Raw genomic sequence first — 24,966 nt, forward strand, 5'->3', positions numbered from 1 at the left:
GGTGAAACCCGGAGGCGGCGCGACGGCGTCCCCAGGGACAATGGACCCCGTGCGCTACCGCATCCTCGGCACCACCCAGGCAATCCGCCCCGACGGCAGCCCCGTCCCGGTCGGCGGGGCGCGGCTGCGCGCGCTGCTGACCGTGCTCGCCCTGCGGGCCGGCCGCAGCGTCCCGCCCGGCCTGCTGGTGGAGGAGGTGTGGAACGGCGACCCGCCCGCCGACGCCCCCGGCGCCCTCCAGGCGCTGGTCGGCCGGCTGCGCCGGGCGCTCGGCGCGGACGCGGTCGCCTCCGCCGACGGCGGCTACCGGCTCGCCGCCGTCCCGGACGACATCGACCTGCACCGCTTCGAGCGGCTGGCCGGCGAGGGCGCCCGCGCGCTCGCCGACGGCGACCCCGGCAAGGCGGCCGGCGTCCTCGACGACGCCCTCGGGCTGTGGCGGGACCCGGTCCTGGCCGACCTGCCCGACCGCACCGCCGAGGCGGCCCGCTGGGAGACCCGGCACCTGGAGGCGCTGCGCGCCCGGCACACCGCCGCCCTCGCCCTCGGCCACGCCGAGCGGGCGCTGCCCTCGCTGACCGCGCTGTGCGACGCCCACCCGCTGGACGAACCCCTCCAGGCCCTGCGGATGCGCGCGCTGCGGGACGCCGGCCGCACCGCCGAGGCGCTCGCCGCCTACGAGGACGTGCGCCGGCTGCTCGCGGAGCGGCTCGGCTCCGACCCGGGCCCCGAACTGCGGGCGCTCCACACCGACCTGCTGCGCTCCGGCACCGCGCCGGCCCCGCCGCCGTCCCCGGACCGGGACCGTCCCGCCGGCCACGCCCGGATCGGCTCCCCGGCCCGCCCCCGGGGCAACCTGCGTGCCCGGCTCACCTCCTTCGTCGGCCGGGACTCCGACCTCCAGGCCCTCCGCACCGACCTGGCCGGCACCCGGCTGGTCACCCTGCTCGGCCCCGGCGGCTCCGGCAAGACCCGGCTCTCCCTGGAGGCCGCCGAGGCCGCCGGCGACACCGCCCGGGACGGGGCCTGGCTCGCCGAACTCGCCCCGGTGGACGACCCGGCCGCCGTGCCCGAGGCCGTGCTCACCGCCGTCGGCGCCCGCGAGACCGTGCTCTACGGCGCCGGCGCCGAGGAGCTGCGGGCCGCCGCCGACCGGCCGGCCACCGCCCTCGAACGGCTCGTGGAGCACTGCGGCCGGCGCCGGATGCTGCTCGTCCTCGACAACTGCGAGCACCTCGTGGACGCCGCCGCCCGGCTCGCCGAGGAACTCCTCGCGCGCTGCCCCCACGTGACCGTCCTCGCCACCAGCCGGGAACCGCTGGGCGTGCCGGGGGAACTGCTGCGCCCGGTGGAGCCGCTGCCCGAGCCGTCCGCGCTGCGGCTGCTCGCCGACCGCGGCGCCGCCGCCCGCCCCGGCTTCCGGGTCGACGCCGACGAGGAGACCGCCGCCGCCTGCGCCGAGATCTGCCGCCGCCTGGACGGCCTGCCGCTCGCCATCGAACTGGCCGCCGCCCGGCTGCGGGTGCTCAGCCCCCGGCAGATCGCCGACCGGCTCGACGACCGCTTCCGCCTGCTCACCTCCGGCAGCCGCACCCTGCTGCCCCGGCAGCAGACCCTGCGCGCGGTCGTCGACTGGTCCTGGGAGCTGCTGGACGAGGAGGAACGCCAGGTCCTGGGCCGGCTCTCGGTCTTCGCGGGCGGCTGCGACCTGGCCGCCGCCGAGGCCGTCTGCGGCCCCGCCGCCCTGGACGCCCTCGGCTCGCTCGTCGACAAGTCCCTCGTCGTCGCCGCTCCCGCGGACGGCGGTGAGATGCGCTACCGCCTGCTGGAGACCGTCGCCGAGTACGCGCGCGAACGACTCGACGAGTCCGGCGGACGGGCCGCCGCCGCCCGCGCCCACCTGACGTACTACCGCGAACTCGCCCGCACCACCGACCCGCTGCTGCGCGGCGCCGGCCAGCTCGCGGCCGTCGCCCGCCTGGAGCGGGAGTACGAGAACATCCGCACCGCCCTGCGGTACGCGGTCGCCGAGCGCGACGAGCAGGAGGCGACGTGCCTGGTGCTCTCGCTGGCCTGGTACTGGCAACTGCGCGACCAGCGGATCGAGGCCCGCACCTGGACCAGCGAGGTCAAGGCGCTGGGCCCGGACCCGTTCACCGAGCCGGTCCGGCCCGCCGCGCCGGTGTGGGAGCCGTGCATCAGCGAGCCGCCCCCGATGACCGGCGAGGTCCTCGCCGAGGCCCGGCGCGGGGTGCACCTCGCCCACCTCGCCTGCATGGACACCGAACTGGACGCCTGGCAGACCCCCGAGGCACAGGAGAAGCTGCGGATCGTCGCGCGTACCTACGAGCCCGGCCTGCCGCAGACCTGCCGCGTCCCCGGCATGGTCTGGGTCTTCGCGGTCATCCTCACCGGTGAGGTGGAGCGGATGCGTTCGATCATGGACGCCAGTGTCGACACCTGCCGCCGGCACCCGGGCTTCGAGTGGGAGCTGGCCTCGGCGCTCCAGATGCGCGCCAACCTGCTGGCCAACCGGGTCGCCTGGGCCGGTGACGCCGGCCGCGACGCCGACGAGGCCCTGGAGATCTACCGGCGCCTCGGTGACATCTGGGGCATCGCCGAGGCCCTCTCCGCCCGCGCCGAGGCCCGCGAACGCGCGGGTGACTTCACGGGCGCCGCGGCCGACTACCGGGCCGCCGCGGAGCAGGCCGAACGCGTCGACGCCCACGCGCAGATGGACGTCCTCGACGCACGGCTGGGCAGCGTGCTGCTGGAGGCGGGCGAGACCGAGGAGGGCGAGCGGGTGCTGCGCGCGGTCATCGGGCGCACGGTGGACACGGTGCACAACGCGGCGATGCCCGCCGCCCGGCTGGCCCTCGCCGGCTGGTACGGCATAAACGGCCGGACCGGTGAGGCACGGGAGCACCTGCGGCTGCTGCGCGAGGAGTTCGAGATCGCGCACTTCGTCGTCTTCGACGCGCTCATCATGGGCGTGGAGTCCTGGATCGACGCCCTGGAGGGCAAGTACGCCGACGCCCTGGCCAAGGTCCGGCAGGCGCTGGAGCGGGCCGAGTCGCCGATGTCCGAGGCCATCGCCCCGCACATGCGCTCCGCCTACCTGGCCATCGCCGCGCTGTCGCTGGCCCTCGACGACGGCGGACGCCGGGCCGTGGACGCCGCCCGGTGCCTCGGCGCCGCCGACGCGCTGCTCCCGCCCGGCCATGTCCTGACCGGCATGGAGCGGGCCTCCTGGGACCTGTCCGTGGAACGGACCCGCGCCGCGCTCGGCGAGGAGGCGTACGAGGCGGCGTACGCCGAGGGGCGCGGCCTCTCCGTGGAAGAGGCCGTCGCCCTCGTCTGACGGACGCCGCTCAGCTCTTCGTACGGAACTTGTGGATCGCCACCGGCGCCATCACCGCGGTGATCGCCACCGACCAGCCGAGCGTGATCCACAGGTCGTGCGCGACCGGGCCGCCCACCATCAGGCCGCGCGCCGCGTCGGCGAGCGTGGAGAGCGGGTTGTAGTCGGTGAACGCCTGGAGCCAGCCCGGCATGGACTGGGTCGGCGCGAAGATGGACGAGCCGAACTGGAGCGGGAACAGCACCAGGAAGCCCATCGCCTGCACCGACTGCGCGTTCTTCAGCACCACACCCAGGGTGAGGAAGACCCACATGATGGAGGAGGCGAAGGCCGCGGAGAGGCCCACGGCCGCCAGCAGCCCGCCCCAGCGCTCGATGTCGAAGCCCACCAGCACGGCGACGATCATCAGCACGGTGGTGGCGAACAGCATCCGCGCCAGCTCCACCGTGATCTTCGCGAACAGCACCGAGCCGCGCCCGATCGGCAGCGACCGGAACCGGTCCATCACACCGGAGTTGAAGTCCTGGCTGAACCCGGTGCCGACGCCCTGGGAGAGCGTCATGCTCATCATCGCGATCATGCCGGGGATCACGTACTGCACATAGCCGTCCTGCCCGCCGCCCAATGCCTGCCCGATCGAGCCGCCGAAGACGTACACGAACAGCAGGGTGAAGACGACCGGCATCAGCACGGCGTCGAACATCGACTCCGGGTCCTGCCTGATCCACAGCAGGTTCCGGCGGATCAGGGCACCGGTGTGGCGCAGGTGCGCGCGGGGGGAGATACGGGCGTCGGGAGTGACGGTGGCGGCGCTCATACGGCGACCTCCTCGCGGGCGTCGGTGGCGGGCGCGGCGTCCTGCGGGGCACTGGCGCGGTGGCCGGTGAGCGACAGGAAGACCTCGTCCAGGCTGGGCAGTTCGGTGGTGACGGAGGCGAGCGTGACGCCCTGCGCGGTGACCGCGCCGACCACGGCGGTCAGCTGCTCGTCGCTGAGGATCGGCACCAGCACGGCGCCGCGCTCGGTGTCGACGGTGGTGGAGGCGAGCCCGGTGATGCCCAGCTCGTCCAGGAACGCGGCCAGCGGCCGCAGCTGCCCCGGGTCGGCCGGCCGGACCCGCAGGGTGCGCCCGCCGACCTTGGCCTTCAGCTCCTCGATGCCGCCGCCCGCGATGACCTTGCCGCGGTCCACGACGGTCAGCTCGGAGGCGAGCTGCTCGGCCTCCTCCATGTACTGCGTGGTCAGCAGGACCGTCACGCCGTCGCCGACCATGGCCTTGACCTCGTCCCACACCTCGTTGCGGGTGCGCGGGTCCAGACCGGTGGTGGGCTCGTCCAGGAACAGCACCGAGGGCCGCCCGATCATGGACGCGGCCAGGTCCAGGCGCCGCCGCATGCCGCCGGAGTAGGTGCTCGCGGGACGCTTGGCGGCGTCGGTGAGCGAGAACCGCTCCAGCAGTTCGCCGGCCCGCGCGCGGGCGTCCTTGCGGGACAGGTCCAGCAGGCGCCCGATCAGGTAGAGGTTCTCCCAGCCGGGGAGCTTCTCGTCGACGGAGGCGTACTGGCCGGTCAGGCCTATCACGCGGCGCAGCTGCCGGGGCTGGCGCAGCACGTCGTACCCGGCGACCACGGCCTCGCCCGAGGTCGGGGTGATCAGGGTGGACAGGATGCGCACCAGCGTGGTCTTGCCGGCGCCGTTGGGTCCGAGGACCCCCATCACCGTGCCCTCGCGCACGTCCAGGTCGACGCCGTCCAGCGCCTTGGTCTCGCCGTAGTGCTTGACCAGCCCCCGTACGCGGACGGCGAGCTGCCCGCCGTCGGGGCGGTTGTCGATTCGCTTCATGACGACGACACTGCCAGCCCCCGCCGACAGAGCGCCGACAGACCGCCGACACCCCCGGCCGGTACAGCGGGGCCCCGCCGACGGGGGAAGATCGGCGGGGCCCGGCGTCGTACCGCGGTGGCTCGGTGGTCAGTGGACGGAGTGCTCCTCCTGCGGGAACGTTCCGCCCACCACATCCTCGGCGAACGCCTTCGCCGCGTCGCCCATGACGGCGCGCAGGTCGGCGTACTTCTTCACGAACTTCGGCACCCGCCCGCCGGTCAGTCCGAGCATGTCGGTCCACACCAGCACCTGCGCGTCCGTCTCCGGGCCCGCGCCGATGCCGACGGTCGGGATGTGCAGTGTCCGGGTCACCTCGGCGGCCAGCTCGGCCGGCACCAGCTCCAGGACGACCGCGAAGGCGCCCGCGTCCTGCACGGCCTTGGCGTCGCGCAGCAGCTGCTGGGCGGCCTCCTCGCCGCGGCCCTGCACCCGGTAGCCCATCGCGTTCACGGACTGCGGGGTGAGGCCGATGTGCGCCATCACCGGGATGCCGGACTCGACGAGCAGCCGGATCTGCTCGTGCGAGCGCTCACCGCCCTCCAGCTTCACGGCCCCGGCGCCCGCCTCCTTCACCAGCCGGGTCGCCGAGCGCAGCGCCTGCACCGGGCCCTCCTGGTACGAGCCGAACGGCAGGTCGGCGACGATCAGCGCGCGGCTGGTGCCGCGGACCACCGCGGCCGACAGCATGGTCATCTCGTCCAGGGTGACGGGGACGGTGGTGTCGTACCCCAGGTGGCAGTTGCCCGCCGAGTCGCCGACCAGCATGACCGGGATGCCGGCCTCGTCGAAGACGGACGCCGTCATCGCGTCGTAGGCGGTGAGCATGGGCCACTTCTCGCCGCGCTCCTTGGCCAGGGCGATGTCCCGGACGGTGACGCGGCGGGTGCTCTTTCCTCCGTACAGCGCCTTGCCGCTGCCGTCGGAGGGTGTGCTCGGTGCGTTCTGGGCAGCGGAGAGCTGCGTCATGACAACGGCTCCTTCATGTCATCTCGAGGCGCCCTCACGGCGTCCCCGGACCACCTCCCATGGTGGCACCTCGTGCCGGGGCGCGGCTAGGGCCTGTCGGATGGATCACGGACGGGACGGACCGGGCGTCCGGCCGCAACCGCGCGCCCCCGCGCGCACGTCCTCGTGCCCGTACGGCCCTCCCGGGAGGGCGGGAAGGGCATGGTTCATCCCCTAGGGTTGTCGCACGGGGTGACCGTGTGCACAGCAGGCAGTGAGGCGACGACGGTATGGCGCAGCAGGCATTGGCGGAGACGGACGACGGCGGGGCGGAGACCGGACGCCGCGAGACCCGGCTGCGGCGCCTGCTGGACCGGGCGGCGCGCGGCCGTCGCGGCGACCGCCGGATCTGGCGCCGGGGCGTCGTCACCGCCGTGGTGGCCGTCCTGCTGGCGGGCGTGCTGGCCGGACACGCGCACATCCCCAACGCGGTCGGCAACCTGGGCAGCCTCACCGAGACGTTCCTGCCGTGGTCCGGCCTGCTCATCCCGGTCCTGCTGCTGATCGCCCTGGTCCGCCGGTCGGCGACGGCCCTGCTCGCGCTGGTGCTGCCGGTCACCGTCTGGTCCGGCCTCTTCGGCGGCCTGCTCACCACCAAGTCGGGCGGCGGCGGCGACCTCACGGTGGCCACCCACAACGTCAACGCCGACAACGCCGACCCGGCCGGCACCGCCCGTGCCGTCGCCGCGTCCGGCGCGGACGTGGTGGCGCTGGAGGAGCTGAAGGCGTCGGCCGTCCCGACCTACGAGAAGGCGCTGGACCGGGTGTACGGGCACCACGCGGTGGTCGGCACCGTCGGGCTGTGGAGCAGGTACCCGATGAGCGACGTGCGGGCCGTCGACATCCGGCTGGGCTGGAAGCGGGCGATGCGCGCCACCGTCGCCACCCCGGAAGGGCGGGTCGCGTTCTACGTCGCCCACCTGCCCTCGGTCCGGGTGAAGCTGGAGGCCGGGTTCACCGCGCGCCAGCGCGACCGCAGCGCCGACGCGCTGGGAGAGGCCATAAAGGGGGAGGCGCTCGACCGGGTCGTCCTGCTCGGCGACCTGAACGGCACGCTGAACGACCGCGCGCTCAACGCGGTCAGCTCGCAGCTGCGCTCCACGCAGGGCGCGGCCGGCGACGGGTTCGGGTTCAGCTGGCCGGCGTCGTTCCCGATGGCGCGGATCGACCAGATCCTGGTGCGGGGCGTCGAGCCGGAGGGCAGCTGGACCCTTCCGGCGACGGGCAGCGACCACCTGCCGGTGGCGGCGCGTGTGAAGGTCGACACATCGGCGTCCTGAAGGTCCAGCTCATCCCCTTGCGGACCATCCGCCGCAACCCGCGCGTCACCTCGCGGAATACTCGCCCTGAGAGACTTTGTTCCGTACGGGAACATACAACGTCCCCCTCCCGTACGTGATCCGCTCCCGAAAGGCGAAGACCTTCATGCCCCTGGCCCTGCTCGCCCTCGCCGTGGGCGCCTTCGGCATCGGCACGACCGAATTCGTGATGATGGGCCTGCTGCCCGACGTCGCGGACGACCTGGGCATCAGCATCCCCGCCGCCGGTCACCTGGTCTCGGCCTACGCCCTCGGCGTCGTCGTCGGCGCCCCGCTGCTCGCCGCGCTGACCGCCCGGATGTCCCGCCGTACCGTCCTGGTCGGTCTGATGGCCCTGTTCGTCGTCGGCAACGCCCTGTCGGCCGTCGCCCCCGGCGAGACGTCCCTGCTCGCCGCCCGCTTCCTCAGCGGCCTGCCGCACGGCGCCTTCTTCGGCGTCGGCGCGGTGGTCGCCACCGGCCTGGTCGCGCCGGAACGCAAGGCCCGCTCCGTCTCCCTGATGTTCCTCGGCCTGACCGTCGCCAACATCGTCGGCGTCCCCGCCGCCACCGCCATGGGCCAGCACCTGGGCTGGCGGGCGACCTTCCTCGGCGTCAGCGCGATCGGCGTGGCGGCGATGGCGGCGCTGCTGCTGCTCATCCCGCGCGAGAGCGCCGCCGCCCCGTCCGCGGGCGGCCTGCGCGGCGAACTGCGCGCCCTGCGCTCCGTCCCCGTCTGGCTGGCCCTCGGCACGACGGTCGCCGGGTTCGGCGCGCTGTTCTCCGCCTACAGCTACATCACGCCGATGCTCACCGACGCCGCCGGGTACGCCGACACCAGCGTCACGCTGCTGCTGGCGCTGTTCGGCGTCGGCGCGACCGCCGGCAACCTGCTGGGCGGACGCCTCGCCGACCACTCCCTGCGCGGCACCCTCTTCGGCGGCCTGGTCTCCCTCGTCGTCATCCTGGCCCTGTTCCCGCTGCTGCTGACCACCCAGGTCACGGCAGCGCTGGCGGTGATCCTGCTCGGCGCGGCGGCCTTCGTCACCGGCTCCCCGCTCCAGCTGATGGTCATGGAGAAGGCGTCGGCGGCCCCGTCCCTGGCCTCCTCCGCCAACCAGGCCGCCTTCAACCTCGCCAACGCCGGCGGCGCCTGGATCGGCGGCCTCGCCCTGGCGGCGGGCCTGGGCGTCACCTCCCCGGCCCTGGCCGGCGCCGCGCTGGCCGTCCTCGGCCTGCTGGTCGCCGCGGCGGCCTGGGCGGTGGACCGCAGGACGGTCACCCCGGGCCGGGTGGTCGCGGGGCACCTGCCGGAGCGGGCGGAGGCGGTACGCCACTGAGGGCTCCCGCCGGTCACGGGGCCGGTCATGCCGCCGGGCGCGGCGCCGGGTCACGTCGCCGGTCCTGCCGCCCGGCCGGCCTCCCGCTGGGCGAGGGCCTCGTCCAGGTGAGGGTCCCCGCCGGTCACGGCGCCCAGCCGGTCTCCTGCCCGGCGAGGAGTTCCTCCAGGAACCGGAACAGCGCCTCGACGGCACGGGCGTCGTCCTCGGGCGGCAGCCGGTGGATGTCCTTCCGCCCGTGCGGGAGGGCGGGGTGCGGCGCGACGCGGCAGTCCGGTGGCGTCCGCGACGTTGGGACCGGACGGCGCGTCCGCTCAGCATCCTGGGGAACGGGAGCCCGACCGCCGTCACATGTCCACGTACCCGTACACCCGCTCGAAGCGTCCCGCCGTCAGGTCCGTGCGGCGGATCAGCCAGGTGACGACCCCGCCGTCCAGGGACTCGGCCTCCTGGGGGCAGCGCCAGGTGGCCAGCACCACCCAGTCCCCGGCGTGCTCCGGATCGTCGTCCCGCGCGACGAGGAGCGGGTCGTCGTGGAGGACGACCGGGTGGCCGCCGAGGGCGAAGCTCCAGACGGGCCAGGAGCCGCCGGCCTCCGTCCAGGCGCTCTCCAGTTCCTCGGCCAGTTCGTACCGCTCGTCGTCGGGGTCCTCCCACCGCGCCTCCGCCCAGGTCTCCGCGTCGGGGCCGGCGAGGTGGTGCCACATCCGGCGCAACTCCCGCGCCGCGAACGGGCCGTGCGCCGTCTCCACGCGCCGCTCGGCGACCGGCGTGCCGGCGGGGACGTGGCGCACCGCGCCGCCGAGCCGTCCCCGGAAGCCCAGGTCCGGGTCGGCGAAGAACAGCAGTCGGCCGTCGCGGGGGAGGGGGAACCCGGCGCCGCCCGGCGGGAGGAGCCCGCAGTCGACGGAGGCGACCAGCGGGTGCTCCGGGTCGGGCGCGTCCTCGGGCAGCGCGGGGTGGCCGCCCGTCGTCACCACCGGGGGCCCGTCACCGCCGTCGGTGAAGTAGACACCGGGCACCGTGGCCCGTATCCACGCCTCCACCTCCGCTGCCGGCAGCCCCCGGGCCGCCGCCCCGGCGCGGAAGCGGCCGACGCGGTCCGCGTTCTGGTCATCCAGGTCATCGGTCATGGCGACACCCTAGGGGCGCCGGCTGACGGGGTCTCAGCCCCGGTCCCCGGGAAGGGGCAGCAGGAAGCGGAAGGCCGGGACGGCGACCGCCGCGACGACCAGGTGCATGAGCATCAGGGCGATGACGGCGCCCCAGCTGGTGCCGGGGTTGTCGGAGAGGCCGAGCAGGATGTCCGGGACGAAGGTGACGAGGAGGATCACCGGTATCCACGTCCGCAGCACCCGGGCCGGGCGCGCGGCACGGGCCCGGACCAGCGCCCAGCCGCCGGCGCCGGCCAGCACGCCGACGACGGTCAGGAGCGCGTAGTCGGCGAAGTGGAGCTGCTCGAAGTCGTCGGAGGCGCCGGCGGCGTGGGCGATTGCGGCGACCGCGGCGTTGAGGGCGACGGCGACGACGGCGGTGGCCACCAGGCCCCCGGCCACGACCGCCCCGCCGGGCCGGGCGGGACCGGCGGAGCGGGCGGTGGACTGCTCGTTCACGGTGTACTCCTCGTCTCGGTGGAGCCGGGTGGGGACCGGCGCGGGACGGCCCGGCGGGCCGGTGCGCCCGCACCGCCGCGGGGCCGCCCGTCCCGGCGGCGCACCGAACGTAACGACTGGTCGCGCTGCGTCGAACCGATCGCCGTGAACCCATCCCGTAGGCACCCCGCGCCCGTCCCGAACGGGCCACCGGCCCCTCGCCGCCGCCCCCGCCCGCACCGGCCCTGCGTCACGCCCCCACGTACGCCGCCAGGTGCTCGCCCGTCAGCGTGGACCGGGCGGCGATCAGCTCGGCCGGCGTTCCCTCGAAGACGATCCGGCCGCCGTCGTGACCGGCGCCGGGGCCGAGGTCGATGATCCAGTCGGCGTGCGCCATGACCGCCTGGTGGTGCTCCACGACCACGACCGACCTGCCGGAGTCCACCAGCCGGTCGAGGAGGGCGAGGAGCTGGGCGACATCGGCGAGGTGGAGGCCGGTCGTCGGCTCGTCGAGAAGATAGACACCGCCCTTCTCCGCCATGTGCACCGCCAGCTTCAGCCGCTGCCGCTCGCCGCCGGAGAGGGTGGTGAGCGGCTGGCCCAGGGTGAGGTAGCCGAGGCCCACCTCGGAGAGCCGGGTCAGGATCCGGTGCGCGGCCGGCGTACGGGCCTCGCCCGCGCCGAAGAACTCCAGCGCCTCCGCGACCGGCATCGCCAGCACCTCCGCGATGTCCCGGCCGCCCAGCCGGTGGACGAGGACGGACGCGTCGTAGCGGCGGCCCTCGCACTCCTCGCAGGTGGTGGAGACGCCGGCCATCATCCCGAGGTCGGTGTACACGACCCCGGCGCCGTTGCAGTTCGGGCAGGCGCCCTCGGAGTTGGCGCTGAACAGCGCCGGCTTGACCCCGTTGGCCTTGGCGAACGCCTTGCGGATCGGGTCGAGCAGACCGGTGTACGTCGCCGGGTTGCTGCGCCGCGAGCCGCGGATCGGGCTCTGGTCGACGCGGACCACGCCCTCGTCCGAGCGGATCGAGCCGTGCACCAGGGAACTCTTGCCGGAGCCCGCCACGCCCGTGACCACGCACAGCACCCCGAGCGGGATGTCGACGTCGACGTCCTTGAGGTTGTGGGTGGCGGCACCGCGGATCCGCAGCGCGCCGGTGGGCTCGCGCACCGACTCCTTCACGGCCGCCCGGTCGTCCAGGTGCCGGCCGGTCAGCGTGCCGCTCGCCCGCAGCCCCTCGACGGTCCCCTCGAAGCAGACCGTGCCGCCGCCGGTGCCCGCGCCCGGCCCGAGGTCCACCACGTGGTCGGCGATGGCGATGGTCTCCGGCTTGTGCTCGACCACCAGCACCGTGTTGCCCTTGTCGCGCAGCCGCAGCAGCAGGTCGTTCATCCGCCGGATGTCGTGCGGGTGCAGGCCGACGGTCGGTTCGTCGAAGACGTACGTCACATCCGTCAGCGACGACCCGAGGTGGCGGATCATCTTCACGCGCTGCGCCTCACCCCCGGACAGCGTGCCCGAGGGGCGGTCCAGGGAGAGGTAGCCGAGGCCGATCTCCGTGAAGGAGTCCAGGGAGTGCTGGAGCGCGGTGAGCAGCGGCGCCACCGACGGTTCGGCCAGCGCCCGCACCCACTCGGCGAGGTCCCGGATCTCCATGGCGCAGGCGTCCGCGATGCTGACGCCCTCGATCTTCGACGCCCGCACGGCCGGGCTGAGCCGGGTGCCGTCGCAGTCGGGGCAGGTCCCGGTGGTCGTCGCCCGCAGCACGAAGGCACGGATGTGCGGCTGGAGCGAGTCGACATCCTTGGCCAGCATCGACTTGGAGATCTTCGGGATCAGGCCCTCGTAGGTGAGGTTGATGCCCTCCACCTTGATCTTCGTGGGCTCCTGGTACAGGAGGGCGTGCAGTTCCTTCTTGGTGAAGTCGCGGATCGGCTTGTCCGGGGAGAAGAAACCGCAGCCCCGGTAGATACGGCCGTACCAGCCGTCCATCGTGTAGCCGGGGATCGTCAGCGCGCCCTCGTTCAGCGACTTGGCGTCGTCGTAGAGCTGGGTGAGGTCGATGTCGGAGACCGTGCCGCGGCCCTCGCAGCGCACGCACATGCCGCCGGTGCGGCTGAAGGTCACCTTCTCGGTCCTGGTCCGCTCCGTGCCGCGGTCGACGGTGAGGCCGCCGCTCGCCGACACCGACGCCACGTTGAAGGAGTACGCGCCGGGCGGGCCGACGTGCGGTGCGGCGAGCCGGCTGAAGAGGATGCGCAGCATCGCGTTGGCGTCGGTGACGGTGCCGACGGTGGACCGGGGGTCGGCGCCCAGCCGCGACTGGTCGACGATGATCGCCGTCGTCAGCCCGTCCAGCACATCCACCTCCGGCCGGGCCAGCGTCGGCATGAACCCCTGCACGAACGCGCTGTACGTCTCGTTGATCAGCCGCTGCGACTCGGCGGCGACCGTGTCGAACACCAGCGAGCTCTTGCCCGACCCGGAGACCCCGGTGAACACCGTCAGCCGGCGCTTCGGGATCTCGATGCTGACGTCCTTGAGGTTGTTCTCACGGGCCCCGTGCACCCGGATCAGATCATGGCTGTCGGCGGCGTGCGTGTGCATGTACGTCGTCTCCCCGTGTGCTGCGTTCGAGTCGTGCGAGCCGGGAGACCCTAACGCGGCAGGGCCTCCCGGTCAGGTCCTTTTCCGCGGCGGACCGCCGTGGCCGGGCTATGCCTTGCGCGGCTGGTTGAACCGGAGCATGTTGCCCGCCGGGTCGCGGAAGGCGCAGTCGCGGACGCCGTACGGCTGGTCGATCGGCTCCTGGAGCACCTCGCCGCCGGCCGCCCGAATGCGTTCGAACGTCGCGTCCACGTCGTCGGTGGCGAAGATGACGCCCCGCAGCATGCCCTTGGCGAGCAGCTCCGCCATCGCCCTGCGGTCGGCCTCGGGGGCCATGGGGTCGGCGAGCGGCGGCTCCAGCACGATCTCGACGTCGGGCTGGCCGGGCGGGGCGACGGTCACCCAGCGCATCCCCTCGAAGGCGACGTCGTTGCGGACCTGGAAGCCGAGGACGTCCCGGTAGAAGGCGAGCGCCTTGTCGTGGTCGTCGACGGCGATGAAGCACTGAGCGAGTCTGATGTCCATGCCCACGACGCTACGAGCCGGCGGCGCCGGGCGCTTCTCCGTTCCTGACCGGTCTCGTCCGCACCTTCGCCACGCACGCCGGGATCGGCGCCCCGGCCCCGTGGTCGCGGGACCGGTAGGCGCTCGGCGGCTCCCCGACCAGCTCGGTGAAGCGGCTGCTGAACGACCCCAGCGACGTACAGCCCACCGCGAAGCAGACCTCTGTCACGCTCAGGTCCCCCCGCCGCAGCAGCGCCTTCGCCCGCTCCACGCGCCGGGTCATCAGATAGCTGTACGGCGTCTCCCCGTACGCCGCCCGGAAACCGCGCGAGAAGTGCCCCGGCGACATCAGCGCCACCCGCGCCAGCGCCGGGACGTCCAGCGGCTCCGCGTAGTCACGGTCCATGACGTCCCGGGCCCGGCGCAGGCGTCTGAGGTCCTCCAGATCCATGGGTCAAGGATGACCTACGCGGTGGCCGGGTACGGGCCGTCACCCGGCCACCGCGGCCGGTCCGCCGCTACAGCACCGGCAGGTTCTTCCGCAGCTCGAACGCGGTCACCTCGGACCGGTACTCCTCCCACTCCTGGCGCTTGTTGCGCAGGAAGAAGTCGAAGACGTGCTCGCCGAGGGTCTCGGCGACCAGGTCGCTGCGTTCCATCAGGGTGAGGGCTTCGCCGAGGTTCTGCGGGAGGGGCTCGATGCCCAGGGCGCGGCGCTCGGCGTCGGAGAGGGCCCAGACGTCGTCCTCGGCGCCCGGGGGCAGCTCGTAGCCCTCCTCGATGCCCTTCAGGCCGGCGGCGAGCAGGACGGCGTAGGTCAGGTACGGGTTGGCGCCGGAGTCGATGGAGCGGACCTCGACGCGGGCCGAGCCGGTCTTGCCGGGCTTGTACATGGGCACGCGGACCAGCGCCGAGCGGTTGTTGTGGCCCCAGCAGATGTAGGACGGGGCCTCGCCGCCGGCGCCCGCGGTGCGCTCGGTGCCGCCCCAGATGCGCTTGTAGGAGTTGACCCACTGGTTGGTGACCGCCGAGATCTCCGCCGCGTGCCGCAGCAGGCCCGCGATGAAGGAGCGGCCGACCTTGGAGAGCTGGTACTCGGCGCCCGACTCGTAGAAGGCGTTGCGGTCGCCCTCGAAGAGCGACAGGTGGGTGTGCATGCCGCTGCCCGGGTGCTCCGAGAACGGCTTCGGCATGAACGTCGCCTGGACGCCCTGCTCCAGCGCCACCTGCTTCATGACCAGGCGGAACGTCATCACGTTGTCGGCCGTGGAGAGCGCGTCGGCGTACCGGAGGTCGATCTCCTGCTGGCCGGGGGCGCCCTCGTGGTGGGAGAACTCCACCGAGATGCCCATCGACTCCAGCATGGTGATCGCCTGCCGGCGGAAGTCCATGCCGATGTTCTGCGGGGTGTGGTCGAAGTACCCGGAGTTGTCCGCCGGGGTCGGCACCGAGCCGTCGACCGGCTTGTTCTTCAGCAGGAAGAACTCGATCTCCGGGTGGGTGTAGAAGGTGAAGCCGGAGTCGGAGGCCCGGTTCAGGGCGCGCTTGAGGACGTAGCGCGGGTCCGCGAAGGACGGGGAGCCGTCCGGCATCAGGATGTCGCAGAACATCCGCGCCGTGCCGGGGGCCTCCGCGCGCCACGGCAGCACCTGGAAGGTCGACGGGTCCGGCTTGGCGATCATGTCGGACTCGTAGACGCGGGCGAAGCCCTCGATGGCGGAGCCGTCGAAGCCGATGCCCTCGTCGAACGCCTGCTCAAGCTCGGCGGGGGCCACGGCGACGGACTTCAGGAAGCCCAGCACGTCCGTGAACCACAGGCGCACGAACCGGATGTCGCGCTCCTCGAGCGTCCGGATCACGAACTCCTGCTGCTTGTCCATCTTCCGCTTCCCCATCCTTGCTGGTCAGGCCGCCTGCCGTCGGCACCGGGCGACCGGTGTCGGCTGTCCGGTGCCGCTGGAGGCGGTCGGGCACCTGAGCATCCCACCACAGTGCCGTTTCGCGCGCGTTGCCGGCCTTGACCGGGCGGGCGGCCCGGGTCTGAACACCGCGCCTACGGGTGCTGCGTCGTTCCGGTGGTTCCCATGCTCTCCCCGCAGCGTAGAGGCCAGGTGTTCGATCGGGCCATTCCTGGGCCCGCCGGACGCCCGGGACCGCGACGGCACCGGAGATCACACCCCCATTGTGTCTTTCTGACGATTACACTGTCCGGGTGCCTCAACTACGACTCGCCCTCAACCAGATCGACTCCACCGTCGGCGACCTCGCGGCGAACGCCGAGTCGGTCCTGCGCTGGACCCGGCACTCCGCCGAGCGGGGCGCCCACCTCGTGGCGTTCCCCGAGATGGTGCTGACCGGCTACCCCGTCGAGGACCTCGCCCTGCGGTCGTCCTTCGTCGAGGCGTCCCGCGCGGCCCTGCGCGCGCTGGCGGCACGGCTCGCGGCGGAGGGCCTCGGCGAGCTGCCGGTGATCGTCGGCTACCTAGACCGCTGCGCCACCGACCGGCCGAAGTACGGCCAGCCCGCCGGCGCCCCGCAGAACGCGGGCGCGGTCCTGCACCGCGGCGAGGTGGTGCTGACGTACGCCAAGCACCACCTGCCGAACTACGGCGTCTTCGACGAGTTCCGCTACTTCGTCCCCGGCGACACCCTGCCGGTGCTGCGGGTCGGCGGCGTCGACGTCGCCCTGGCCATCTGCGAGGACCTGTGGCAGGACGGCGGCCGGGTGCCCGCCGCCCGCTCCGCCGGGGCCGGGCTGCTGCTCTCCGTCAACGCCTCGCCCTACGAGCGGGACAAGGACGACACCCGTCTGGAACTGGTCCGCCGCCGCGCCCTGGAGGCCGGCTGCACCACCGCCTACCTGGCGATGACGGGCGGCCAGGACGAGCTGGTCTTCGACGGCGACTCCATCGTGGTCGGCGCCGACGGCGAGGTCGTCGCCCGCGCCCCGCAGTTCACCGAGTGCTGTGTCGTCGTCGACCTCGACCTGCCGGCCGCCGCGCCCCTGGCCGACGCCCCGGACGGGGTCGTGGACGACGGGCTGCGCGTCGAGCGGGTCGTGCTGGGCGAGGAGCCGGTCGCCCCGTACGAGGCCGCGCCGCCGGCGGCCGGCGGGTGCGCGGAGCCGCTGGACGACACGGAGGAGGTCTACTCGGCACTGGTGGCGGGCCTGCGGGCGTACGTCGTGAAGAACGGCTTCCGCTCCGTCCTGATCGGCCTCTCCGGCGGCATCGACTCCGCGCTCGTCGCCGCGATCGCCTGCGACGCGGTCGGCGCGGAGCAGGTGTACGGCGTCTCCATGCCGTCGAAGTACTCCTCCCGGCACTCCCGGGACGACGCGGCGGAACTGGCCCGGCGCACCGGCCTGCACTACCGGACCGTGCCGATCGAGCCGATGTTCGACGCGTACATGGGGGCGGTGAAGCTGACCGGGCTCGCGGAGGAGAACCTGCAGTCCCGGCTGCGCGGCACGCTGCTGATGGCGATCTCCAACCAGGAGGGCCACCTCGTGCTGGCCCCCGGCAACAAGTCCGAGCTGGCGGTCGGCTACTCCACGCTCTACGGCGACTCGGTCGGCGCGTACGGGCCGATCAAGGACGTCTACAAGACGTGGGTGTTCCGCCTCGCCGAGTGGCGCAACCGGGCGGCGCGGGAGCGCGGGCAGACCCCGCCGATCCCGGAGAACTCGATCACCAAGCCGCCCAGCGCCGAGCTGCGGCCGGGACAGGTCGACACGGACTCCCTGCCGGACTATCCCGTCCTGGACGCCATCCTGGAGCTGTACGTCGACCGGGACCGGGGCGCGGACGAGATCGTCGCCGCCGGGTACGACCGGGAGCTGGTGACGAGGACGCTGCGCATGGTCGACACCGCCGAGTACAAGCGCCGCCAGTACCCGCCGGGCACGAAGATCTCCCCCAAGGGCTTCGGCAAGGACCGCCGGCTGCCGATCACCAACGGCTGGCGGGAGACGGCCTGACGGCCGGGCGCTGGGTGCGGCCGTCGTCCCCGAGGGGCGCGCCCGGCGCAGCCGCTCAGCCGGCCCTGCGGGCCCTGACCAGCCCGTAGGCGCCGAGGCCGACCACGGCGACGGACAGCGCCAGCGCCACGACCGGCAGGATCGCCACACCGTCGCGGAGCGTGGAGGCCGAGACGGTGAGGCCCACCACGCCGAGCAGCAGCACGACCAGGGCGTGCGAGCGGGTGGGGGGCACGATGCCGGTCCGGGTCGGGGTGCTCATGGCGGCGGCCTCCTCAGGTCGAGGGAGTGTCAGTGGCATGTCACGCGATCCCGGTGACGGGACCTCGTGACGAGAACCCGGTGGCGGGAGCCCGGTGACGAGGTCCCGGTGCCCTCGACCCCGGCGAAGATGCCACCGGCGCACGGCGATTTCCGGACAGTCGCCCCCCGGCCGTCGCGCCGTCGGCGCCACGCCCCGCACCGAGCCGTGTCCGCACCGGGGGTTCCCGGCGGATGCCACCGCCGGGCGCCGCCCCGCCGCCGTACCGTCCGGTTAGGCTCGGGCCGGGACGACCTTGATCGCCACCTTGATCACGACCTTGATCCACCTCGATCGACAGGAGGGCCGGGGATGACGGCGCCGGGACGCAGGAGCAGTACCTTCACGCGGCTGCTGCGGCACGGCTTCACGGACGCCTCGGCCGCCGAGCGGCTGCTGGACGGCGTGGAGCTGGCGCCGGTCCGCAGCGACCCCGTGCTGCTGGACGCCCTCGGCGCCACCGCCGACCCCGACCTCGCGCTGCGCAGCCTGGTCCGGCTGCTGGAGGCGCAGCCCGAGCCCGCCGCCCGCCGCGAGCTGCTCGACACGCTGACCGCGTCCAAGCCGCTGCGCGACCGGCTCCTCGGGGTCCTCGGCGCCTCCGAGGCGCTGGGCGACCACCTCGCCCGGCACACCGGCGACTGGCGGGCGCTCGTCACGTACGAGCCCCGCGACCTGCATCCCGGGGTGGAGGAGTTCGAGGAGTGCCTGGGCGGCGCCGGCGACCCGGTCGCCCTGCGCGTCGCCTACCGGCGCTGCCTGCTGTCGCTGGCCGCCCGGGACGTGTGCGGCACGATCGACGTCGCGGAGACCGCCGCCGAGCTGGCCGACCTCGCCACCGCCACCCTGCGGGCCGCCCTGCGCATCGCCGCCGGGGCCGCCCCGGAGGACGCCGCGCGGTGCCGGCTGGCGGTGATCGCCATGGGCAAGTGCGGCGGCCACGAGCTGAACTACGTCTCGGACGTCGACGTCATCTTCGTCGGCGAGCCGGTGGAGGGCGCCGACGAGACGGAGGCGGTGCGCGCCGCGACCCGGCTCGCCTCGCACCTGATGCGGATCTGCTCGGAGACCACGGTCGAGGGCTCGATCTGGCCCGTCGACGCCAACCTGCGCCCCGAGGGCCGCAACGGACCGCTGGTGCGCACGCTGAGCAGCCATCTCGCCTACTACCAGCGCTGGGCCAAGACCTGGGAGTTCCAGGCGCTGCTCAAGGCCCGGCCGGTCGCCGGCGACCTCGCGCTGGGGGAGGAGTACGTGGCCGCGCTCCAGCCGCTGGTGTGGCAGGCCGCCGAGCGCGAGAACTTCGTCGCCGACGTGCAGCAGATGCGGCGCCGGGTGGTGGAGAACATCCCGGTCGCCGAGGTCGACCGGCAGCTCAAACTGGGACCGGGCGGGCTGCGGGACGTCGAGTTCGCCGTGCAGCTCCTGCAACTCGTGCACGGCCGGGCCGACGCGTCGCTGCGCAGCGGTACGACGCTGGACGCGCTGCGGGCGCTGGCGGCCGGCGGGTACGTCGGACGGGTGGACGCGGCGCAGCTCGACGAGGCGTACCGGTTCCTGCGCTCCATGGAGCACCGCATCCAGCTGCACCGGCTGCGGCGCACCCACCTCGTGCCCGAGGACGAGGCGGACCTGCGGCGCATCGGGCGGTCGCTGGGGCTGCGCAACGACCCGGTCCCGTCGCTGCTGCGGGAGTGGCGGCGGCACGCGGCGGTGGTGCGCCGGCTGCACGAGAAGCTGTTCTACCGGCCGCTCCTCGACGCGGTTGCCGCGCTGGCCCCGGGGGAGGCGCGGCTGAGCGCGGAGGCGGCGCGGGAGCGGCTGGTCGCCCTCGGCTACGCCGACCCGGCGGCCGCGCTGCGGCACCTGGAGGCGCTGGCGTCCGGGGTGACCCGCAAGGCGGCGATCCAGCGGACCCTGCTGCCGGTGCTGCTGGGCTGGTTCGCGGACTCGGCCGACCCGGACACCGGGCTGCTGAACTTCCGGAAGGTGTCGGACGCGCTGGGCAACACGCCCTGGTACCTGCGGCTGCTGCGGGACGAGGGCGCCGCGGCGGAGAACCTCGCGCGGGTGCTGTCGGCGGGCCGGCTCGCCCCCGACCTGCTGATGCGGGCACCGGAGGCGGTGGCCCTGCTCGGGGAGGGCGACGGCCGGGGGCTGGCGCCGCGCGGGCGGGAGCAGCTGGAGGCGGAGATCCTCGCGGCGGTCGGGCGCGCGGAGGGCGCCGTGCAGGGGGTGACGGCGGCGCGCGGCGTACGGCGCCGGGAGCTGTTCCGTACGGCGGCGGCGGACATCGTCGCCTCCTACGGCACCGAGACGCAGCCCGTCGTGGCCGATCCCGGGGCGCTGGTCGACCAGGTGGGCGCGGCGGTGTCGGACCTGACGGCGGCGACGCTGGCGGGGACGTTGCGGGCGGTCGTACGGGAGGGGTGGGGCGACGAACTGCCGACCCGGTTCGCGGTCATCGGGATGGGCCGGTTCGGCGGTCACGAGCTGGGCTACGGCTCGGACGCGGACGTCCTCTTCGTGCACGAGCCCCGGGACGGCGTCGCGGAGCGGGAGGCCGGGGAGGCCGCGAACCGGGTCGTCGCGGAGCTGCGGCGGCTGCTCCAGGTGCCGAGCGCGGACCCGCCGCTGATCGTCGACGCGGACCTGCGGCCCGAGGGCAAGTCGGGGCCGCTGGTGCGGACCCTGAAGTCGTACGAGGCGTACTACCGGCGCTGGTCGCTGACCTGGGAGTCGCACGCGCTGCTGCGGGCGGAGCCGGTGGCGGGGGACCCGGAGCTGGGGCGGCGGTTCGTGGAACTGGTCGATCCGCTGCGGTACCCGGAGCGGGGGCTGGGCGAGGACGCGGCGCGGGAGATCAGGCGGCTGAAGGCCCGTATGGAGACGGAGCGGATGCCGCGCGGCGCGGACCCGAAGCTGCACGTCAAGCTGGGGCCGGGCGGGCTGTCGGACGTCGAGTGGACCGTGCAGCTCACGCAGTTGCGGCACGCGCACGAGGTGCCGGGGCTGCGGACGACCCGGACCCGGGCGGCGCTGGTCGCGGCGCGCGAGGCGGGGCTGGTCGGGGCGGAGGAGGCCGGCATCCTGGACGAGGCGTGGGTCCTCGCGACCCGGGTGCGCAACGCGGTGATGCTGGTCCGGGGCCGGGCCGCGGACACGTTCCCGACGGAGAGCCGCGAGCTGGCGGCGGTGGGCCGGTACCTGGGCTACGGCGACGGTCACGTGGGCGACATGCTGGACGCGTACCGGCGCACGGCCCGGCGGGCGCGGGGGGTCGTCGAGGAGCTGTTCTACGGCGGCTGACGCGCGCGGCGCCGGCCGGCGGCTCTCTCAGCGCCGGGCCGCGCGCCCCGCCCGCCGCCGGCCGGACCCGGCCTCGTCCCCCCGGGGCTCCGGCAGCCGCGGCAGCGCGTACGGCACCCTCCCGTACCAGGCGGAGGCCACCACGTACCCGAAGCACAGGCAGAGCACGCCGCCCACCGCGTCCAGCCAGAAGTGGTTGGCCGTCGCGACGATCACGACCAGCGTCAGGGTCGGGTAGAGCAGCCCCAGCACCCGCGCCCACGGCACGGAGGCCAGCGCGAAGATCGTCAGACCGCACCACAGCGACCAGCCGATGTGCATCGACGGCATCGCCGCGTACTGGTTGGACATGTTCTTCAGGTCGCCGGAGGCCATCGAGCCCCAGGTCTCGTGGACCATGACGGTGTCTATGAAGCCGCCGCCGTTCATCAACCGGGGCGGGGCGAGCGGATACAGGTAGTAACCGAGCAGGGCCACCCCGGTCGTGGCGAACAGGACCAGCCGGGTCGCCGCGTAGCGGCCGGGATGGCTACGGAAAAGCCACACCAGGACACCCAGGGTCACCACGAAGTGCAGCGTCGCGTAGTAGTAGTTCATGCCGACGATGAGCCAAGTCACCGAGTTCACGGCGTGGTTGACCGACTGCTCGACGGCGATGCCGAGTTGGTGCTCCAGCCGCCAGAGCCAGTCCGCGTTGCGCAGGGCCTGGCCGCGCTGCTCGGGCACCGCGTTGCGGATCAGCGAGTACGTCCAGTAACTCACCGCGATCAGCAGGATCTCGAACCACAGCCGGGGGCGGCGCGGCGTGCGCAGACGCTGCCGGAGGCCAGGTCGCGCCGGGGCCGTGACAGCCCGGGGAACGGCCTCTTCGCGGCCTTCCGTCGTCGTCACGGTCGTGTCACCCATAGGCACAGAGTCTGCCAGAAAAGCCCTTCCCGACCGATCATCCCCCTGTCGGGTTCTGGACGCATGTTCTACACCGGGCGGAGGGTGTCCGCTCCCCCCTGGGGAGGAGTCAGTCGCGGCGCCGGCCCTGCGGGGCCGAGGCGGTCGAGCCGCGCACCACCAGTTCCGGCATGAACACGAACTCGCTGTGCGGGGCCGGGGTTCCGCCGATCTCCTCCAGCAGCGTGCGCACCGCCGCCTGTCCCATCGCCGGGACCGGTTTGCGGACGGTGGTCAGGGGCGGGTCGGTGAAGGCGATCAGCGGGGAGTCGTCGAAGCCGACGACCGAGACGTCCTTCGGGACCTCCAGGCCGCGCTGGCGGGCCGCCCGTATCGCGCCCAGCGCCATCATGTCGCTGGCGCAGACCACGGCGGTGCAGTCCCGTTCGATCAGGGCGAGGGCGGCGGCCTGGCCGCCCTCCAGGGTGTACAGGGAGTGCTGGACCAGCTCCGACTCCACGGTGGCCGCGGGCAGCCCCAGCAGGTCCTGGACGGCCCGTACGAAACCCTCGATCTTCCGCTGCACCGGGACGAACCGCTTCGGTCCCAGCGCCAGGCCGATGCGGGTGTGGCCGAGGGAGACCAGGTGCGTGACGGCCAGGTTCATCGCGGCGCGGTCGTCGGGGGAGATGAACGGCGCCTGCACCTTGGGGGAGAAGCCGTCCACCAGGACGAAGGGCACGCCCTGCGCGCGCAGCCGCTCGTAGCGCTGCATGTCCGCGTTGGTGTCGGCGTGCAGCCCGGAGACGTAGATGATGCCGGCGACGCCCCGGTCGACCAGCATCTCCGTCAGCTCGTCCTCGGTGGAGCCGCCCGGGGTCTGGGTGGCGAGGACCGGGGTGTAGCCCTGCCGCGTCAGGGCCTGGCCGATGACCTGGGCCAGCGCCGGGAAGATCGGGTTCTCCAGCTCCGGGGTGATCAGGCCCACCAGGCCCTCGCTGCGCTGGCGCAGCCGTACCGGGCGCTCGTAGCCCAGGACGTCCAGGGCGGCCAGGACGGACTGGCGGGTGGTGGCGGCGACGCCCGGCTTGCCGTTGAGGACGCGGCTGACGGTCGCTTCGCTCACTCCCGCCTGGGCGGCGATGTCGGCAAGCCGTGTGGTCACAGGGGTGGACTGTACCGGCCGGGTCGCCGCTTGCCCACCGACCGGCCGTCGTGGGCGACTTGTCGGACGACCCGCCGCGGGCTGCTGCGTCATCGCGCTTCCTCAAGAAGTTGACGGCAAGAACTTGCAGAGTCTTGCACAACCGGCCGTCGGGCGGTCGGGCCTTGTAAACAACCGTCTCATGGCGGTCGCCGACAGGTCACACCCGGATAACGTCGGGGACCCCTTGCACTTTTTTTCTGCAAGGTCTTTCGAAACGCTTTCATCGCTGTTACGTTCACGTCGCCCGGCGGCGGCAGCAACGACGCAGTCGGCAAGTCGACAGGAGCGGCGGACGGGACCCCTCCTGCACTCACGGGCTTTCACCCTCAAGGAGAACTCATGCGGCGTGGCATAGCGGCCACCGCGCTGGTGGCGTCCCTCGCCCTCGCGGCGACGGCCTGCGGCGGGAGCGACAGCGGCGACTCGGCCGACGGACCGGTGACCATCACCTACTGGGACACCTCCAACGCGACCAACGAGGCGCCGACGTACAAGGCCCTGGTCGAGGAGTTCGAGGCCGCCCACAAGGACATCAAGGTCGACTTCGTCAACGTGCCGTTCGACCAGGCGCAGAACAAGTTCGACACCGCCGCCGGCAGCAAGGGCGCGCCCGACGTGCTGCGCTCCGAGGTCGGCTGGACCCCCGCCTTCGCGAAGAAGGGCTTCTTCCTGCCGCTGGACGGCACCGAGGCCCTCGCCGACCAGGACAAGTTCCAGAGCAGCCTGATCGAGCAGGCCACCTACGAGGGCAAGGTGTACGGCGTCCCGCTGGTCACCGACACGCTGGCGCTGGTCTACAACAAGGCGCTGTTCGAGAAGGCCGGCGTCGACGTGCCGAAGACGTGGGACGACCTGAAGAAGGCCGCCGCCACCATCAAGGAGAAGACCGGCGTCGACGGCTACCAGGGCTCCACGGCCGGCTACTACGGCCAGCCGTTCCTGTACGGCGAGGGCACCGACACCGTCGACGCCGAGGGCAAGAAGATCACCGTCGCCTCCGCCGAGGCGAAGAAGGCGTACCGGACCTGGCTGGGCCTGTTCGACGGCGAGGGCCTGGGCAAGGCCGACACCACCGCCGACGCCTACGCGCACAAGCAGGACGCGTTCGTCAACGGCAAGGTCGCCTCGATCATCGAGGGCCCCTGGGAGATCACGAACTTCTACAAGGGGTCCGCCTTCAAGGACAAGGACAACCTGGGGATCGCCACCGTCCCGGCCGGCTCGACCGGCAAGGCGGGCGCCCCGACCGGCGGCCACAACCTGTCCGTGTACGCCGGGTCGGACGAGGCGCACCAGAAGGCCGCGCTGAAGCTGGTCAACTTCATGACCTCGGCGAAGTCCCAGGAGACCGTCGCGCTGAAGAACTCCACGCTGCCCACCCGCGACGACGCCTACACGGACAAGGTGAAGGCCGACCCGGGCATCGCCGGCTACCAGGGCGTCCTGGCCGCCGCCCGGCCGCGTCCGGCGCTGCCCGAGTACAGCTCGCTGTGGACGCCGCTCGACGACGAGCTGCCCCTGATCGCCAGTGGCAAGAAGTCCCTGGACGAGGGGCTGGACGACGCCGAGACCGCGTTCACCAAGCTGGTGCCCGACTTCGCCGGGTGAGCCGCGCGGCCGCCGGTCCCGCCCCGGGGGGAGCGGGACCGGCGGCCCTCCGGCCCGCGGGCCGTGCCCCTTGATCCACAGGA

The 24,966-nt window shown here is 73.5% G+C and carries 18 protein-coding genes; 6 read left to right on the forward strand and 12 right to left on the reverse strand.

The genetic code is table 11. The features are described 5' to 3' along the window. Positions 1-40: 40 nt before the first annotated feature. Positions 41-3,361 (forward strand): AfsR/SARP family transcriptional regulator, encoded by a 3,321-nt coding sequence (locus tag Sdagh_RS31300; protein ID WP_190077393.1) that lies wholly within the window; start codon positions 41-43, stop codon positions 3,359-3,361. 10 nt (positions 3,362-3,371) lie between these two features. On the opposite strand, the gene Sdagh_RS31305 is transcribed toward Sdagh_RS31300, so the two are convergent. The 3 genes from Sdagh_RS31305 to panB form a co-directional block, all read right to left on the reverse strand. Next, positions 3,372-4,178 carry an ABC transporter permease gene (locus Sdagh_RS31305; RefSeq protein ID WP_189413310.1) on the reverse strand — a complete coding sequence of 269 codons (807 nt, stop codon included), beginning with the start codon at positions 4,176-4,178 and terminating at the stop codon, positions 3,372-3,374. Next, entirely contained in the window at positions 4,175-5,203 is a 1,029-nt protein-coding gene (locus Sdagh_RS31310; RefSeq protein WP_189413312.1) for an ATP-binding cassette domain-containing protein, read from the reverse strand. The genes Sdagh_RS31305 and Sdagh_RS31310 overlap by 4 nt, the downstream gene beginning before the upstream one ends. A gap of 129 nt (positions 5,204-5,332) precedes the next feature. Then, positions 5,333-6,211, reverse strand: a complete 879-nt coding sequence (panB, locus tag Sdagh_RS31315; RefSeq protein WP_189413314.1) for a 3-methyl-2-oxobutanoate hydroxymethyltransferase — start codon at positions 6,209-6,211, stop codon at positions 5,333-5,335. Between the two features lie 269 nt (positions 6,212-6,480). On the opposite strand from panB, the gene Sdagh_RS31320 reads away from it, so the two are divergent. Together Sdagh_RS31320 and Sdagh_RS31325 are read left to right on the forward strand one after the other, a co-directional pair. Beyond that, positions 6,481-7,530 (forward strand): endonuclease/exonuclease/phosphatase family protein, encoded by a 1,050-nt coding sequence (locus Sdagh_RS31320; protein WP_189413316.1) that lies wholly within the window; start codon positions 6,481-6,483, stop codon positions 7,528-7,530. Positions 7,531-7,675: 145 nt separating this feature from the next. Further along, positions 7,676-8,887, forward strand: coding sequence for an MFS transporter (locus Sdagh_RS31325; protein ID WP_189413815.1), 1,212 nt, complete (start codon positions 7,676-7,678; stop codon positions 8,885-8,887). A gap of 347 nt (positions 8,888-9,234) precedes the next feature. Here the strand turns inward: Sdagh_RS31325 and Sdagh_RS31330 are convergent, their stop codons facing one another. The 6 genes from Sdagh_RS31330 to glnA2 form a co-directional block, all read right to left on the reverse strand. Further along, complete coding sequence (locus Sdagh_RS31330; protein ID WP_190077392.1) at positions 9,235-10,020, reverse strand: DUF1963 domain-containing protein; 786 nt, start codon at positions 10,018-10,020, stop codon at positions 9,235-9,237. 33 nt (positions 10,021-10,053) lie between these two features. Then, complete coding sequence (locus Sdagh_RS31335) at positions 10,054-10,500, reverse strand: DUF6069 family protein (protein WP_190077391.1); 447 nt, start codon at positions 10,498-10,500, stop codon at positions 10,054-10,056. Between the two features lie 229 nt (positions 10,501-10,729). Continuing rightward, a complete protein-coding gene (locus Sdagh_RS31340; RefSeq protein ID WP_189413323.1) occupies positions 10,730-13,090 on the reverse strand; it encodes an ATP-binding cassette domain-containing protein in 2,361 nt (786 codons plus the stop codon). 108 nt (positions 13,091-13,198) lie between these two features. After that, on the reverse strand, positions 13,199-13,615 hold the full coding sequence (locus Sdagh_RS31345) for a VOC family protein (protein WP_189413325.1): 417 nt from the start codon (positions 13,613-13,615) through the stop codon (positions 13,199-13,201). Positions 13,616-13,625: 10 nt separating this feature from the next. Then, the gene (locus Sdagh_RS31350; protein ID WP_190008071.1) at positions 13,626-14,045 is read right to left on the reverse strand and encodes a helix-turn-helix transcriptional regulator; all 420 of its coding nucleotides are present in this window, start codon (positions 14,043-14,045) and stop codon (positions 13,626-13,628) included. A 67-nt stretch (positions 14,046-14,112) separates the two neighbouring features. Beyond that, positions 14,113-15,474, reverse strand: a complete 1,362-nt coding sequence (gene glnA2, locus Sdagh_RS31355; protein ID WP_189413329.1) for a gamma-glutamylpolyamine synthetase GlnA2 — start codon at positions 15,472-15,474, stop codon at positions 14,113-14,115. A 332-nt stretch (positions 15,475-15,806) separates the two neighbouring features. Between glnA2 and Sdagh_RS31360 the strand changes: the two genes are divergently transcribed. Continuing rightward, entirely contained in the window at positions 15,807-17,573 is a 1,767-nt protein-coding gene (locus tag Sdagh_RS31360; RefSeq protein ID WP_189413331.1) for an NAD+ synthase, read from the forward strand. 55 nt (positions 17,574-17,628) lie between these two features. On the opposite strand, the gene Sdagh_RS31365 is transcribed toward Sdagh_RS31360, so the two are convergent. Continuing rightward, positions 17,629-17,835 carry a hypothetical protein gene (locus Sdagh_RS31365; RefSeq protein ID WP_189413334.1) on the reverse strand — a complete coding sequence of 69 codons (207 nt, stop codon included), beginning with the start codon at positions 17,833-17,835 and terminating at the stop codon, positions 17,629-17,631. Positions 17,836-18,186: 351 nt separating this feature from the next. Here Sdagh_RS31365 and Sdagh_RS31370 point away from each other — a divergent pair, with 351 nt between their 5' ends. Beyond that, positions 18,187-21,183, forward strand: coding sequence for a bifunctional [glutamine synthetase] adenylyltransferase/[glutamine synthetase]-adenylyl-L-tyrosine phosphorylase (locus Sdagh_RS31370; protein WP_190008075.1), 2,997 nt, complete (start codon positions 18,187-18,189; stop codon positions 21,181-21,183). Between the two features lie 27 nt (positions 21,184-21,210). On the opposite strand, the gene Sdagh_RS31375 is transcribed toward Sdagh_RS31370, so the two are convergent. Continuing rightward, complete coding sequence (locus tag Sdagh_RS31375) at positions 21,211-22,089, reverse strand: phosphatase PAP2 family protein (RefSeq protein WP_189413344.1); 879 nt, start codon at positions 22,087-22,089, stop codon at positions 21,211-21,213. Between the two features lie 109 nt (positions 22,090-22,198). Further along, entirely contained in the window at positions 22,199-23,233 is a 1,035-nt protein-coding gene (locus tag Sdagh_RS31380; protein WP_264201201.1) for a LacI family DNA-binding transcriptional regulator, read from the reverse strand. 381 nt (positions 23,234-23,614) lie between these two features. Here Sdagh_RS31380 and Sdagh_RS31385 point away from each other — a divergent pair, with 381 nt between their 5' ends. Beyond that, on the forward strand, positions 23,615-24,883 hold the full coding sequence (locus Sdagh_RS31385; protein ID WP_190077390.1) for an extracellular solute-binding protein: 1,269 nt from the start codon (positions 23,615-23,617) through the stop codon (positions 24,881-24,883). Positions 24,884-24,966: the final 83 nt, after the last annotated feature.

The sequence above is a fragment of the Streptomyces daghestanicus genome, assembly GCF_020521275.1.
Taxonomy (GTDB): domain Bacteria; phylum Actinomycetota; class Actinomycetes; order Streptomycetales; family Streptomycetaceae; genus Streptomyces; species Streptomyces griseoviridis.

Bases quoted from the DNA above. Each gene is read 5' to 3' on its own strand.
- Sdagh_RS31300 (WP_190077393.1), top strand. From the start codon at position 41: ATGGACCCCGTGCGCTACCGCATCCTCGGCACCACCCAGGCAATCCGC.
- Sdagh_RS31305 (WP_189413310.1), bottom strand. From the start codon at position 4,178: ATGAGCGCCGCCACCGTCACTCCCGACGCCCGTATCTCCCCCCGCGCG.
- Sdagh_RS31310 (WP_189413312.1), bottom strand. From the start codon at position 5,203: ATGAAGCGAATCGACAACCGCCCCGACGGCGGGCAGCTCGCCGTCCGC.
- panB (WP_189413314.1), bottom strand. From the start codon at position 6,211: ATGACGCAGCTCTCCGCTGCCCAGAACGCACCGAGCACACCCTCCGAC.
- Sdagh_RS31320 (WP_189413316.1), top strand. From the start codon at position 6,481: ATGGCGCAGCAGGCATTGGCGGAGACGGACGACGGCGGGGCGGAGACC.
- Sdagh_RS31325 (WP_189413815.1), top strand. From the start codon at position 7,676: ATGCCCCTGGCCCTGCTCGCCCTCGCCGTGGGCGCCTTCGGCATCGGC.
- Sdagh_RS31330 (WP_190077392.1), bottom strand. From the start codon at position 10,020: ATGACCGATGACCTGGATGACCAGAACGCGGACCGCGTCGGCCGCTTC.
- Sdagh_RS31340 (WP_189413323.1), bottom strand. From the start codon at position 13,090: ATGCACACGCACGCCGCCGACAGCCATGATCTGATCCGGGTGCACGGG.
- Sdagh_RS31345 (WP_189413325.1), bottom strand. From the start codon at position 13,615: ATGGACATCAGACTCGCTCAGTGCTTCATCGCCGTCGACGACCACGAC.
- Sdagh_RS31350 (WP_190008071.1), bottom strand. From the start codon at position 14,045: ATGGATCTGGAGGACCTCAGACGCCTGCGCCGGGCCCGGGACGTCATG.
- glnA2 (WP_189413329.1), bottom strand. From the start codon at position 15,474: ATGGACAAGCAGCAGGAGTTCGTGATCCGGACGCTCGAGGAGCGCGAC.
- Sdagh_RS31365 (WP_189413334.1), bottom strand. From the start codon at position 17,835: ATGAGCACCCCGACCCGGACCGGCATCGTGCCCCCCACCCGCTCGCAC.
- Sdagh_RS31370 (WP_190008075.1), top strand. From the start codon at position 18,187: ATGACGGCGCCGGGACGCAGGAGCAGTACCTTCACGCGGCTGCTGCGG.
- Sdagh_RS31375 (WP_189413344.1), bottom strand. From the start codon at position 22,089: ATGGGTGACACGACCGTGACGACGACGGAAGGCCGCGAAGAGGCCGTT.
- Sdagh_RS31385 (WP_190077390.1), top strand. From the start codon at position 23,615: ATGCGGCGTGGCATAGCGGCCACCGCGCTGGTGGCGTCCCTCGCCCTC.